This window comes from Candidatus Woesearchaeota archaeon (assembly GCA_016187565.1).
In the GTDB taxonomy this organism is placed as follows: domain Archaea; phylum Nanobdellota; class Nanobdellia; order Woesearchaeales; family JACPJR01; genus JACPJR01.
The window spans coordinates 43,661-57,723 of record JACPJR010000013.1; the positions used below are offsets into that span (position 1 = coordinate 43,661).

The 14,063-nt window shown below is 40.9% G+C and carries 13 protein-coding genes; 5 read left to right on the forward strand and 8 right to left on the reverse strand.

The genetic code is table 11. From position 1 onward, the window contains the following. Nucleotides 1-93: 93 nt before the first annotated feature. On the forward strand, nt 94-723 hold the full coding sequence (locus HYW21_04085) for a hypothetical protein (GenBank protein MBI2548503.1): 630 nt from the start codon (nt 94-96) through the stop codon (nt 721-723). 18 nt (nt 724-741) lie between these two features. On the opposite strand, the gene HYW21_04090 is transcribed toward HYW21_04085, so the two are convergent. From HYW21_04090 to HYW21_04100, 3 genes are all read right to left on the reverse strand, one after another. Continuing rightward, complete coding sequence (locus tag HYW21_04090) at nt 742-1,074, reverse strand: type II toxin-antitoxin system PemK/MazF family toxin (protein ID MBI2548504.1); 333 nt, start codon at nt 1,072-1,074, stop codon at nt 742-744. Beyond that, nucleotides 1,059-1,316 (reverse strand): AbrB/MazE/SpoVT family DNA-binding domain-containing protein, encoded by a 258-nt coding sequence (locus HYW21_04095; protein MBI2548505.1) that lies wholly within the window; start codon nt 1,314-1,316, stop codon nt 1,059-1,061. The genes HYW21_04090 and HYW21_04095 overlap by 16 nt, the downstream gene beginning before the upstream one ends. 319 nt (nt 1,317-1,635) lie before the next feature. Continuing rightward, nucleotides 1,636-2,910, reverse strand: coding sequence for a nucleotidyltransferase domain-containing protein (locus HYW21_04100; GenBank protein ID MBI2548506.1), 1,275 nt, complete (start codon nt 2,908-2,910; stop codon nt 1,636-1,638). 104 nt (nt 2,911-3,014) lie between these two features. Between HYW21_04100 and HYW21_04105 the strand changes: the two genes are divergently transcribed. Together HYW21_04105 and HYW21_04110 are read left to right on the forward strand one after the other, a co-directional pair. After that, on the forward strand, nt 3,015-4,025 hold the full coding sequence (locus HYW21_04105; protein ID MBI2548507.1) for an adenosine kinase: 1,011 nt from the start codon (nt 3,015-3,017) through the stop codon (nt 4,023-4,025). Further along, nucleotides 4,018-5,280, forward strand: coding sequence for an adenosylhomocysteinase (locus tag HYW21_04110; protein MBI2548508.1), 1,263 nt, complete (start codon nt 4,018-4,020; stop codon nt 5,278-5,280). Before HYW21_04105 ends, HYW21_04110 begins: the two co-directional genes overlap by 8 nt. 14 nt (nt 5,281-5,294) lie before the next feature. Here HYW21_04110 and HYW21_04115 read toward each other — a convergent pair whose 3' ends face one another. Together HYW21_04115 and HYW21_04120 are read right to left on the reverse strand one after the other, a co-directional pair. Next, entirely contained in the window at nt 5,295-5,474 is a 180-nt protein-coding gene (locus HYW21_04115; protein ID MBI2548509.1) for a hypothetical protein, read from the reverse strand. Between the two features lie 52 nt (nt 5,475-5,526). Next, complete coding sequence (locus HYW21_04120) at nt 5,527-5,883, reverse strand: hypothetical protein (GenBank protein MBI2548510.1); 357 nt, start codon at nt 5,881-5,883, stop codon at nt 5,527-5,529. A 90-nt stretch (nt 5,884-5,973) separates the two neighbouring features. Here HYW21_04120 and HYW21_04125 point away from each other — a divergent pair, with 90 nt between their 5' ends. Together HYW21_04125 and msrB are read left to right on the forward strand one after the other, a co-directional pair. Next, nucleotides 5,974-6,726 carry a serine protein kinase RIO gene (locus tag HYW21_04125; protein ID MBI2548511.1) on the forward strand — a complete coding sequence of 251 codons (753 nt, stop codon included), beginning with the start codon at nt 5,974-5,976 and terminating at the stop codon, nt 6,724-6,726. After that, a complete protein-coding gene (msrB, locus tag HYW21_04130) occupies nt 6,723-7,148 on the forward strand; it encodes a peptide-methionine (R)-S-oxide reductase MsrB (GenBank protein MBI2548512.1) in 426 nt (141 codons plus the stop codon). Before HYW21_04125 ends, msrB begins: the two co-directional genes overlap by 4 nt. Before the next feature lie 61 nt (nt 7,149-7,209). Here the strand turns inward: msrB and HYW21_04135 are convergent, their stop codons facing one another. From HYW21_04135 to HYW21_04145, 3 genes are read right to left on the reverse strand one after another with little or no spacing between them, the layout of a single operon-like run. Then, on the reverse strand, nt 7,210-7,467 hold the full coding sequence (locus tag HYW21_04135; GenBank protein MBI2548513.1) for a hypothetical protein: 258 nt from the start codon (nt 7,465-7,467) through the stop codon (nt 7,210-7,212). 16 nt (nt 7,468-7,483) lie between these two features. Beyond that, on the reverse strand, nt 7,484-12,424 hold the full coding sequence (locus tag HYW21_04140; GenBank protein MBI2548514.1) for a hypothetical protein: 4,941 nt from the start codon (nt 12,422-12,424) through the stop codon (nt 7,484-7,486). A gap of 27 nt (nt 12,425-12,451) precedes the next feature. Next, nucleotides 12,452-14,059 (reverse strand): hypothetical protein, encoded by a 1,608-nt coding sequence (locus tag HYW21_04145; GenBank protein MBI2548515.1) that lies wholly within the window; start codon nt 14,057-14,059, stop codon nt 12,452-12,454. Between the last annotated feature and the right edge of the window lie 4 nt (nt 14,060-14,063).

The window sequence follows — 14,063 nt, forward strand, 5'->3', positions numbered from 1 at the left end:
ACGACGGGGCATTATATAAGATTTCTGTTCTTAACAACGTGCTACGTCATAAAAATCGTAAGGTTTATATATACAGATACTAGTATACGAAATATGGCATTCTGGTGGATGGAAGATCCTGCGCAAGAACCTGCATCATGGACATTACTAGCTGCAAAATGGAGAGTACGGCATATCGGCATCCTCAATTTGAAGGAATTTTACCGAATGATGCATGACTGGTTTGTGGAGCTTGAATATGGAACCTTTGAGGATAAAAAGTTTGCCGAAAGCCTTATGTGGGAGGAACGTTCCCAGCAATATGGCAGGACAATTTGGTTTTGGTGGCGTGGAAAGTTCATACCCCAAAAAAGCAGCTTTCACCGGAGAGCACTTCACATCGAATGTAACTGTGTGAATATCCAGGACAAAGAAATTATTCGCGAAGGGAAAAAATACAAAGTCCAATCAGGAGAGGTAAATGTCTATTGCAAGTCAATATTAGAATCTGACTACACGGGTGCATGGAAAAAAAATTGGCTCATGAAAAACCTCCAAGAGATCTACTGGAGGAGGATGGTCCACAGAACCTTCCAAGAGCACCGTCTCCGTGTCATGGAAGATGCTGATAATTTAAAGGAAACCGTTAAACAATTCTTTAACCTTACACTCTGGGAGGAAAGACCCAAAGCATTTTTCCCACCAAAAGCAATTACGAGACTAGGAGATACAGCACGAGAATAAAAAAAGATCTTGGGTATTTTATCTTTTAAAGATTTCACAAAACTTATTTTCAATGAATTTTATTTTTTCTTGTTTTAAATTTCCAACTTTATAATCAATTCGTGAATGATGAATAGTAAACAAGGTTGTTGGCCTGATAAAACTATCATGCTTCAATGCTCCTTTTTGAAAATCGTCTTTGGTTATTGATATTATATCCGGATCTGGTCTTTTTTTACTTGTTATCTGGCATAGGATTAGATTTTCATCAGTAGTGTTAGCTACCACTAAAGCAGGTCTTTTCTTTGATTCATCCGTATCTGAAAATGGAAATTGAAATACTACAATATCGCCTTTTACAAATCCTTCCATGCTTCATCTTCTTCTTTTGTGTTCCATTCTTTAGCTAAAACTTCCTCGGAAACCAATGCAGGAAATAATTTTTCGCTTACTTGTTCCATAGGTCTCAATTCAACATGATCCGAATATACTAAAATGCCTATTTTTGAGCCTTCTTTAAATCCCTTCATAGCTCTAGCTATGTGGGGTATGCAAATCTGACCTTTACTTGTTACCGTTACTGTTTTTATTTCTTTGATTTGATTTGCTAACATGTTCCACCTTATAAGTAAGATAAGTAAGAAGTTAGATATAAATGTTTCGCTTTATTTCGAAAGCTACTTCCGAGCGGTTGATACACAAACATAAGAGATGTTCGTTAATTTTCTCATTCCCATATGAATATTAGCTGAAGCAAAGAGATTTTTGAGACTATGAAGCGTAAATCGCTCGGATATTAAACCCTCTGTGGTATAAACGCAATTTTCATCTTCTTTAGTAACATTAAACCCCAGATTATTATAGAATTGTTCTTGGATTTCTTTTGCATGTTCAGAATAAACGCTAATAATTATTTTACCATTTTTCTTAAACTTATTTCTTTTCAAATACGATTCGCTTGACACGCTCGGTAATATACGTATCGTGGAGCAGGTGTTTTACCAAATCACTGGCTTTTTTGTATTTTCGTTGTACATGAGCATAGATTCTATTTCCTCGCACAAACGTTACTGCATGTCGCTGCTTAAATGCTGTAACATTCTGCTGTTGGCTGAGTGGAGGGCCTTGCTTTTCATAGTATTTTGACAGCGTTTTCTTCGGAATAATGTACCAGAAAGAAGCATTTTTTCCTTTATCCCTTGTTTTATCCCATTTCCATCCTTCATTGATAAGTTTAAAATCATGTGCAAGTATATTTTTTTTCAGATATTCGTGTGCTTTCAGCAGTTTACTGCCAACGATATCTTTCTTTCCATCTTTAGGAACAACCTTTAAGAGGATGAGTTCGTTCTTTCCTGTCAATCCGCGAATTTCGTCCAAGGTTGTTTCTTTCTTAACAAAAAAAACCTCTGAAGGATTAGTGAGAAATGCTGTTGCTGCTTCGATAAATGCCTCAAACTTTTCAATGCTCAGTGCTGCAGACGCATTCCGTTCTGGCTGTAACGGGTCGACGACAATTAAAGGGCTTTCGGTCTTGGCTCGATTGAGTTGTTCCAAGGCATGACCATTATAGACATTGTTATAATCAACAACTATTTTTGCTTTCCAGTGTTGTGCAGCTTTGAGGAGAGGAAGAAATCCACCATAAACAATGGTAAGAATATCTAAAACATGACCTGAAAATCCTTTAATATACGACTCTGCACCATACACCTCCTGAGCTTTGCAAAAAGCCTTGACCAGCCGAATTTCCTGCTGCAATCGTAGATTTTCTTTGCAACGCTCCTTAACCCAAGAAACATGCATGGGGCTTACATCGGTTACATTCTTTGCCTTTGAAGGTGTAGAAATAGCTAATACCGGAATAACCTCATACATCAGCATACCTTCACGGATCTGAAAGTAATCCCGAGACCCTGGAACTTTCAGGGGTTTAAACGAGCGTAAGACATTCCCCAAGACTAAAGAAATAATTTGATGTTCATATCGTTCATAGTCGAATAACACAAAAATATCAATATCAAAGTCATCCTTCAAATAAGTACCTTTAGCAATAGAACCACCCGCAACTGCTGTTGCTTGGATACGATAGTTTTTGAGTGCAGTATTTAATCGCTGGAGGAAATCATCTACACGACGACGCAATGCTTTTTCATCCGGTTGTACTGCTTTACTGACCTTATTCAGGATTGCCTCTATCTTTTCCATGAGCTGGCTTGAGGACTTTATCATATATAAATGTTCTTCTCAACAAAAGAACAACATCTTTAAATAGGGCGAATCTCACCCAATAATGGTAAACAGGTGGAATCATGAGTTATGATGTGATGGGAATCGGAAACCCGCTTATTGATCTTCTTATTCAGGTAGAAGACAATGTTCTTGTAGAACTTAACCTCACCAAAGGGCAAGGTCATCTTGTTTCTGAAGAACAGCTAAAGCTCATTGAAGACAAAATCAAACATCTGTCTATTATCAAAGCGCCTGGTGATTCCAGTGCAAATACACTTGCAGGAGTTGCTAATCTGGGAGGGACTGCTATCTTTGTTGGTAAAGTCGGCTTAGATCCTGAAGGCACCTACTATGAAATGTCATTAATCAATCACAACGTCATTGCAAAGTTACGTAAAGTCGAGGGAATTACCGGAAAGGCATTAACCTTTATTACCCCTGGAGGGGAACGCACATTTGTCGTCCATCTCGGGGTTGCTGATAAACTTCATCGTGATGAATTGCTTGAGGAAGACATAGCCAAAAGCAAAATCTTACATCTAACCGGCTATCAACTTGAAGCACCAACACTGAAAGAGACAGCACTCCACGCAATGCAGATTGCGAAAGCCCATCATAAAAAGATCTCAATAGACCTTGCTGATCCTGCACTTATCGCAAGAAATAAAGAAGAACTTAAAAAGATTGTCCAAGAATATGCATCTATTATTTTTGTCAATGAGACAGAAGCCAAAGCATTTACGGGAAAAGACCCTGAAGAAGCCCTCAATGAATTAGCGCGAGTAGCAGACATCGCAATAGTTAAGCTCGGTGAACGAGGCTCGCTAATAAAACAAGGAAATACGTTTATCAAAATTAATGTGTTTCCAATAAACTGTGTCGATACAACAGGAGCAGGTGATATGTACGCAGCCGGTGTTCTTTATGGCATAACGCATGGTCTTGATCTTGAGCTCAGTGGTAATATCGGATCGCTTGCTGCTGCCCATGTTGTTGCCCAAGTAGGTGCTCGATTACCCTATTCTCTTCGAGATAAAATTCTTCAGTATATTCAAAAAATAGAAGTCAAGGAGGATGGAAGGAATGGATAACGGGAAGCATTATGAAGTCAAGGATATGAGCCTTGCACAGCAGGGAGCATTACAGATCGAATTTGCAGAGCATTCTATGGGTTCTTTACTAAAAGTCCGTGAGCGATTTCAAAAAGAAAAAACATTGAGAGGTATCCATGTTGGCATGGCCTTACATGTCACCAAAGAAACTGCAGTACTCGTAAGAACGCTTATTGCTGGTGGAGCAACCGTTGCCATTACCGGTTGTAATCCATTATCAACCCAAGATGATGTGGCTGCAGCACTAGCACAGGAAGGGGTTCATGTTTGGGCGTATAAGGGCGAGACACATGAAGATTACTATCGGTATCTGAATAATGTTATTGCCACTAAGCCGCAGATTACCATTGACGATGGGTGTGACCTTGTCTCAGAGATTCACAAAAAGCATTCTGCACTTATTCCAAAGATCATTGGAGGATGTGAAGAAACAACAACAGGAATTATACGGTTAAAAGCTATGGAAAAAGACGGAGCGTTAAAATATCCCATGATAGCAGTTAATGACAACAAGACAAAACATCTGCTTGATAATTACTATGGTACTGGTCAATCAACGATTGATGGGATTTTACGCGCAACAAATATTCTCTTTGCAGGAAAAGCTGTTGTTATAGCTGGGTATGGAAGCTGTGGGAAAGGAGTAGCATTACGTGCAAAGGGTTTTGGTTCAAATATTATTATCACTGAAATTGAGCCTTTCAGAGCACTTCAGGCAAAACTTGATGGTTTCCAGGTTATGCCCATGACCCAAGCAGCTCCCTTAGGAGATGTTTTTATCACGGTTACAGGAAATAAACATGTCATTCGTATCGAGCATATGAAGACCATGAAAGATGGAGCTATTCTCGCTAATGCAGGTCACTTTGATCTTGAGATCGATGTCAAGGGACTAAAGGCGGCTGCTACCTCAGAACGAAAAGTACGGCCTTCGTTAGATGAGTACGTTATTAACCGAAAAAAGATCTTTGTTTGTGCAGAGGGAAGGCTTGTTAATTTAGCAGCGGCAGAGGGACATCCTTCTGAAGTTATGGCAACAAGTTTTTGTGGACAAGCACTTGCTGTTGAGTATTGCGTTAAGAACAAAGGGAAACTAGCCAACAACGTTATTACCCTTCCTGGAGAAATAGACATGCACATTGCTAAACTCCAGCTCAGTGCGCTTGGTGTGTCCTTTGATATACTTACGCCTGAACAAAAAGAATACCTTGAAAGCTGGGAAGAAGGAACTTGATGATAGTTCGTTGATTACAGTTTCTTCAAGAAAATAACAAGGAATATAATAAAACCCACAAGGATAATCAGATTCACCATAATAAGACTAGCGACAGCGATAACATACATCTTCTGGGCACGATTTAAGTGAGATAATTGTTCTTTCCACTGTTTCCATTTTTTCAACGGGCTAGAGAGACGGATAAACGTCATAGAAGTGTTGAACGAGAAACAAGTATAAAAAATGTTTCATTCATTAAGGGATCTATGTCCTTCTGACAAGATAAGTCGCAAGGCCAGAAACAATCAAGAGCGCCAGTATCGTAACCACAACAAATGGGGCATAAATTGCAACAAGATCTACTCGTGTAGGAACTTGCGGAGAAAGCTCAAGGCTACCATCAACATTCTTCGTTACAAATCCTGTAGGAATACCCGTCAAAGAAGATTGCAAAGGCGATCCTGTCTTTTCGAGGTTTTGGAGGAAATACCAGTTTGCTGAGCCTGCAAGAAAGAGCGTTAGGATAATGAGCACATGAATTCCTGCATCAGGAATGGTTTTTTGAGAAATAATTGTCATACTTTTTTTGCTCACACGATTGTTCTCGTTTACCTTAGCCATACTAACCTAACCTTCAGGGTCACTCGTATTTAAACGTTTCTATTCAAGAGAAAAGAAGGGTTTATATATCTCTAACGGATTAAAGGAGCAATGCCCAAAATAAGCCGAGAAAAGTTCAAGACCTTACATAATGTTTTTGATGAGTTTACTGAACGAAACATCTTTAAGCTGATGGGACAGAGGCATTTTGAGGGATTCTACAGTGCCATTGGCATGGGCAAGGAAGCCAATGTCTTTGTGGCAAGAAAACACGATGGTACCTTTGTTGTTGTCAAGATTTATCGATTACACACCTGTGACTTCAACACCATGTATAATCACATTAAGTTCGATGCTCGATATCTTCACCTCAAAAAACAACGGAGAAAGGTCATTTTCGCCTGGACGCAGCGAGAATTTAGGAATCTGCTGAAAGCCCGAGAAGCTGGTGTTGCTGTTCCCACACCATACACTTTCCTCTACAACATCTTAGTCATGGAAATGATTGGTGGACAAGATCCTGCAGGTAAGCTTATCCATCAACAACCAAAAGATCCTGATGCATTTTTAGCAACAGTTGTTACCAATATGCAAAAAGTCTACCGTGCTGGGCTGATTCATGGTGATTTATCACCGTTCAATATCCTTAATGATAAAGAACGAGCTGTGTTTATTGATTTTTCTCAGGCAACACCTCTCGAAAGCGCCAATGCTGAAGAACTGCTGGCTGCGGATATCAAAAATGTGTGTGTGTATTTTCGTAAGTTACGGGTGGACATTACCGAAGATGTCTTGCGAAAAAAAATTTTGGAAAATAATGGGAATGGTAAAGGACAACAAACAAAACATCGGAGGAAACAATGACATCAACAATACCAACTTCCGAAGAGGAATGGAAAAATAAGCTCACGCCAGAACAGTATGCTATTCTCAGAAAGAAAGGAACAGAGCCTGCCTTTACCGGTAAATATAACGACTTCAAGAAGAAAGGATTTTACAAATGTGCAGGTTGTGGCACTGTCTTGTTTGATGCCGATCAAAAGTATGATTCAGGAAGCGGATGGCCAAGTTTTTGGGCACCAAAAAATAAGAGTGTGGTAGAAACAAAACCAGACCACAGCTTATTGACGAAACGAACAGAGGTTCTCTGTCACAATTGTCAGGGTCATTTGGGACATATCTTTGATGATGGACCACAGCCAACAGGAAAGAGATTCTGTATTAATTCAGCATCGCTTGCGTTTGAAGAGAAAAAAGAAAAGAAAGAGACGAGCCAAAAAAAGTAGACCACTATATCATAATATCATAAGGGGGCGCTGACTCGTCTCTGCCATGATTGCATGAAGCTTATCCGGGAAGACCTGGTGGAAGAACCTCTTCCTTACCAAAAAGATCTAAACCTGGATCAATGGCTTGAGGAGATTCGTTGACCGGTTCCACAGTCTCGTTGTTTTCTTGTATTGTTTCATCTACTGGATAACAACCATACACGAAAAAAGGACCAAGAAGTATAATTAAAAAAAGAATGGTTTTAAGTAGTGGCAGTGAACAGTACTGCCGGCATATCCCGGGAAAAAAGGGACGAGTTTCTTTAGCGTCTGTCATGGTCTCACGCTTGATTCTATTCTCGAATACCAGAAGCACGTTCTTCTTCAACAGGCATAGGTGGTGGTAAGAGTGTATACTCTCCCCATTCACAGTAACTTGTTGTCTTCACTAAGAACCCACGCATGAGATCTGCTTCAGTAATAAGTGTTGAAATCTCAGCGGATAGCCATTGCTGATCTTCTGAATTCCAGCGATAAAGCTTATGGTACTGACAATTGCTTCCCAAATCAATAAATCGCTGACCAATCATATCATAGGTAACGGGCATCAAGTTCCAACCTTCAGACAAACTAAGATCACTGTACAAGGTTTCTTTTCCGAGGGTAACGTCTAAAGTACAGGAAGTATAACTGTACATCCATAACGCTCGTTCTGAAATGTATTTGAGGAATGCAGAGCCGAGTTGCTTTTGTGCATCCCGGAAGGAAAGATACTTTTGCTCCTCATCATTATACACAAATGCCAAGGGTTTTTTATCTTCAGAACAGGTTGAGGTATCAAAGGTAATCAAACGGTTAGGGATACTTACCAAATTCCAGCCGTCGATGAGCTGGATCTGTTTTGTGTGGCGTTTCTCAACAGAGCTTTGATTACCAATGACAAGGGTACCTGAGGCAACATCATTCTCTGATCCATCTGTAGAGATAACAACAACCGTGAAATGATACACTTCTCCCTCGGCAACAGTTTTATCCGTAAGTTGTTCTGGAGAGAAAAAAGTTCCAGCTGAAACTGGACGAACAACAACACTCTCAGGAAGAGCAACTGATTCTGTTGCTGTTGTTGACGATGCTGTTGCTGATACTGCAACATCTGTTGCAGGAAGTGCAACGGTTTCATAAACCACTGATGATTCAGAAGATTGTACTCTTCGAACAGATGCTGTTACAGATGTTACTGTGGCTTCAGCTTGTGTACTATCATCGCTTATACGTGGACCTGCTGCTCCGCCACCTCCTCCTGCAGATTCACCAATGTACGGCCATGCTGCACCAACACCACCTTTCTCTTCTTTAGGAGGGACTTCGCCACCACCAGCACCACCTCCGCCACTTGGTGCAGTGCTACTACCATAACTACTAACGCTCGTGACACTATCCGTAAGTTTTACCTTCTTGGTTTGGATGGTATAAGTAACCTGGTTACCAATCTCGGATGCATAACCATAGTAAATCATATTGGTTACACCCAACTCACTACCCTCTTTTAAGAGGTAGGTTTCTCCTTCTTCAAGGTCTCCGATTGATTCTCCGTTAACGGTGAAATAAGCCTTTGGTCCTGAAGCAACTGCATCAACCGTTATGGCATACTCAACACCGTTTACCGTAACAGTCTTGCTGGTTCCTTCTTTCTGAGTAAAGGTTCCAACATCGCTACCACCGCCATTGCTCCGACTCTCAACCATAGGTCCTGCTCCTCCAGAACCGCCACTAGAAGTTCCAGTTTCAACAACTACCTCTTCATCAACGTCATTTAGATGGTCCGTAGTAGTACCACTTGTCTCTTCCTTAACAGAGGAAGAAGAATAAGAGTTACATGCCATTTCGGTACAACTGCCCGGATAAAGGTTACCATCACTTCCCATTACACAGCTACAGGTATTGCAATCACAACGAACCTCTTGTCCTTCTGAAAGGCCGCTGCAGTAATCTTTGTTGTAAATATTGCTGTCAGTACATCCCTTGAGAACAAAAACAACTCCTGTTGGTGAGGTAATAGTAACCACTGCAGAATTTGCAAAATTACCATGGTAATTGATACTATCTACGGTTAAATTAAAACCACTTCCAAATGTCCATACCTCTCCTTGCTCCAATTGCAGTGAGGATTCTCCATTAACTGAAAAAGAAGCTTCTGTTGCACTTACTGTCTCAAGCACAAGTTGAAGTAATTCTCCATCCATTTCAATGGTTCTGGTAGTCCCTTGACGCAAAGAAAGGCTGACTGTTTTAGGGACGGTATCTCGATCAGTTGCTACTGTTGTACTTGATGCAGTTGTTCCACCAACAATCTGTTTCTGGAGATTAAGACGAGAGGAAGTGTCAACAACAAGAGGAACTCGTTTTGTCTCACCTGGTCCGAGGGTTATGGTAGAAGGGAAATCCTTTGCAAAAGGTAGACCAACAATATCAAGTGTGTAATTCTGCTCCATTCTACCATAATAACCAAAGAAGCGATCATCCTCAACAATAATCTCGTAATAAGCCTTTTCTCCAGCAGTTACCTCAACGCTTCTTGGCTCTAGACCTACATCAACCCATGAGACCGTTTGATCATTTCCTTTGGTTAGTTTAAACAATCCCTTATCAGCGTTTAGGGATAAAACGCTAAGCTGTGCACCAAACACACCACGTTGCTTGCCTTCCGTTAAGGTAATAAACGGCAGAGAAAAATAATTGTCGGCTAAGCGAGCAGTAACATCCATGTGCGCAAAAAAATATAGTAGGCCAGGACAACCCATCATACTAAAACAAATATCCTCACCTGACATACTGGATATACTGTTCAAGGTTATTTCCATGTCCCTATAGTCAACGACATGTGCGGTCTGGCCAGCAGACAAAACAAACTCATCCCCTAGCATAACATCAATGGTTTTCGGCATAGCTGTTGAAGAAGGTATAATCACCGCAGTTGCAGCCTCTGCAGAGGTTGCAACAGAACTACGACCACCAGCACCAGAATCAACTGAATCAGTAACAGCAGACGCTGTTTCTGTAGGAGTATCCTGAATCGTCATTGTTCGTGTTGCATCGCTATCATGGACATCATTCCAGAGCACCAGATCTATTCGTGTGCCTGTATAGGTTTGGCCAGTGTCCTCAAGCACTACTTTCTTTGGTGTAGGATACGCAAGGATGAGATGAGTCTTATCAGTATACTTGACTCCTTGATCTACCCATTTCTCGACAAAGATTTTATTTCCACTCGTGTATGCAGTAAAACGAAGATCTTCCTGGTCAAGTAATAAGCTAGGAGAAGCATCTTCAAGATGGGCAATGACCTTATTACCAATTTTTTCGGTATAGGCTCTGTTTGGATCATTCCAATGAACATTACCTACCCATGGTTCAGAGGTGATGTAAAAGTCCTCAATACCATAGTAATCATCAAAATAATCACGTGGATCCGTGGTTGTTCGAGGAGCTACAACCGCATCTGCCATTGATGAGCCTCCCGATACCCTGACATAGCCAGAAAGTTTATTGTTGTGTTCATCGAGCTCATTGATGCTATTCTCTGGATCAATAGTAAATGAAGGAGTGTACGTCATTGTAGTGGAGGGGGATGAAGTACCGGTGTTATACTGAAAGCTAAGGGTTAATGTTCTTTCCTCTCCTACGGCAAGATTCTCAAGAACCCCGTCTTGGTTTCCTCTTGCCCACCCAGCACCAATGCGAGCATTACTACCAATGTCATCAGCAATAGCCTTCCAGGAAACTCGTGCAACAGGCGCATAGTCATTACGCACGACAACTTTCATGGTAACGTTTTCATTATTCTTTGCTTGGGTTGGACTCAACTCGAGGCTCTTGACAACAAGATCGGGTTTTTTGATATCATCATAACCAGTCACATACACCCAATAATCATCCTTGTCAAACCATTGGTAGAGCTCATTTCCTGCTTTATCTCGGACAACTAACCTTCCAAGATGCCAAGGCCCTATCTCAGAAAACTTAGGAACACTAAACGAGGTCGTATAGGTACTGGTTTGGGAGTCGTACGACCATTGTTGGGAATACTGATACTGCCCTTGAGCAAAGGACTCAAGCATGGCAAAGAGACTACTCTCATCAATACCTGAAAGATCGTCAGTGAGTTTAACTCGTAATGTTACGGTATTACCATAACGGAGTTGTTCTGGTGAGAGCTTGATTTCAGAAAAAACTGGCGCTTTCGTGTCATCCTTATTATTATTTGACTTGACATTAAAACCAGCCTCATACTGATTGCCATAATACAACACTGCTTTGTTATGAGCATTATCTTCAATTTCAAGTTGGGTTATTTTCCAGTATCCTTGTTCTGCATAATCTTTGATGACAATGGAGGATTGCCATGTATTTTCGCTAATTAATTGCCACGGGGTAAACAGCTCGTTCTGCTTTCCGGTAGGACTTTTTGCCGTTGCACGTAAGGTCTTGACTCCAGAAAGATCATCTCTTGCGACAACGGTCAGCGTAACCGTTTCTCCATAAAAAACTGATTCGGTAACTGCAATGCTCACCAACTCTGGCTCTTGGACATCACTCTGTTCGCTTACCACACGGAAGGTTTTAGTAAAATCATCAGGATTGTACAGATATTCCTGATTGGCAACAGCATCGATCACCAAAACTTGACTGATCTTCCAAAAACCATCTTCTGCGTTTGTTGGCACAGCAACAGGAAAACTATAGGTCGTTTCAGGATTGTGTTGTACGCCACCTCCCGCATAGAGGGTCTGACCACCTGAAGGGCTCTTTGCATCAATTGCAAGATAACTCACACCAGTAAAATCATCCTCAACAGTTAATATGACCGTAATGGTTTGCCCTGCCTTGACACTGTCTGCATCTGTCGTAATTCCCTGAAGAACAGGAGCATGTACGTCTTCAGCTGAGAGGCTCAATTCCACAATATCTGTTGTTCCCTGCTGACTAATTTCAGTAACCACCAGTTCGCTACCATCCTTCAGCAGAACATGCTCGCCAAGCGTTGCAGTAATGGTTTCTCCCTCAACCTGGAGCATGGCAGTTTGGGTATCAATCACTTTGTTGAGTTTCAGTGCATAATTTTTTATGCCTAATTGAACCGTTTTCGACTGCTCTTTTTGAAGGCTCGCATCAACAGAGATCGTTCCGGCATCTACCTCAAGAGCAACAAGAGGCACTATGCTCATAACCATAAGAAAGGCCATGAATAATGACTGCATTTTTTTTGTTATGGTTCTCAGGGTAGTATTTTCCATTGCAGACCTCCATATGTCTTTCACAAATCATTCGGAATCTGAGGGCAGATAGGCATAGCCATAATTAACCTCAAGACAGGATCCCGCTCCTTTACCTGACTCACGGCACACATCATCTTTTGGACAACCACACTGCTGACATTTGGGAATTAATTCTCCATCGTCACAGAAGAGTGGCTTTGTTGCCGAACAGTTACCATACAAGGTACCGTCACCGCAAACTCTGGCAAGATATCCATAATTAACTGATACACATGTCCCGTTTAAAGGACCACCATACTGGCAACTACCCCCGTCGTTACAACCACAAAGATCACAACGGGAAACAATCTCTCCTTCTCCTTCGTCGCAATAGAAGGGTGGATTTGCGGTGCACCGACCAAAGGGAGTACCATCGTCACAGTAGGGATAGACTGGTGTAGTAAAATTCATCAGTGAACTATTAGAGCATTCTAAAATCGTACAACTTGACACCTTAAAATAATACGTTGTGTCCCCGGTAAGGTTACGAAGATCTATTTTATGCGACGTAACGTAAAGACTATCACTTACTGACTGATTAAGGTCAGAGGGGTTGGTTGCATAGTAAACCGTTGAGGTAGAATAGCGATCAGTGTCCCAAACAACTCGCGCTGATATACTGGTTATATAGGTTGCGTTAATTCCAGAAAGATCCGGATAATAATCACTATTACAATCAGGACCAGAGAACCCATGATACCTGTTTTCTTTCCCATCATAACAATAAATCTTCTCTTCATAACGATCTTCAAACAAGGAATCATACAGATCGTTATCGTAAATATAACTCCCAAATCCTATATCACTAACATATTCAAAAAATTGGTTTCCGGTTATATTTTGGAAGTTGCCGGTAAAGGTCATAGGCACAAAAAAATCGTTGTTAATGATTGCATTGTAGTCTCCTTCTGGTTGAAAGGAATAATAACCAAAAAAAGTATTTTCTTCATAAACATTATACGAAGCATTGTACACATAATAGCCAAAGTAATCTCCAAAATAATTCTGGTAAAAAAAGTTGCTGTGAGAATTACCCCAAAATCCAACGCTTCGTGATCGTCCACTACTGATACTATTTTGTTCAAAAGAACTCGCTGACACAGAATAAATATCAATGGCGGTACCACCTATCCATGGGTCAGAACGAAACTGATTATTGACAATACGCAAGTTAGAAGCAGAATTCAATCGTAAAGGAGAGTAATAATTGTAGAACTCACAGTTTTTGATAGTAACCCCTTCCTGTACGTAAAGAGATATTGCCGTGTAATAATAATCTTGTCCTTCAAAGAGAGCTCCATTACAGTCAAGTGTTAGATTACTTGCTTCGATCCTAATACCATTGGGCAAGTCAAAAACTCCTGGCTGAAACGTCGTATTTCCGGTAACAACACAACCATCAGTTGGAAGAGCACCACACTCTCTTCCCATCATAAGAGAAGTAGTCGTTGTCGTTCCTAACAGAACATTATACGCAACTGGTGAAAAAATATCCTTTGCATCTTTTGCAGGAACACTGCCTACAACAAAAGCAGAAGCATTGTCAACAACAAAAATCATTACCGTCAAGAGTACCACGGTTAGGATCGTTAAAATGTATTTCCTATTGTTCACATTA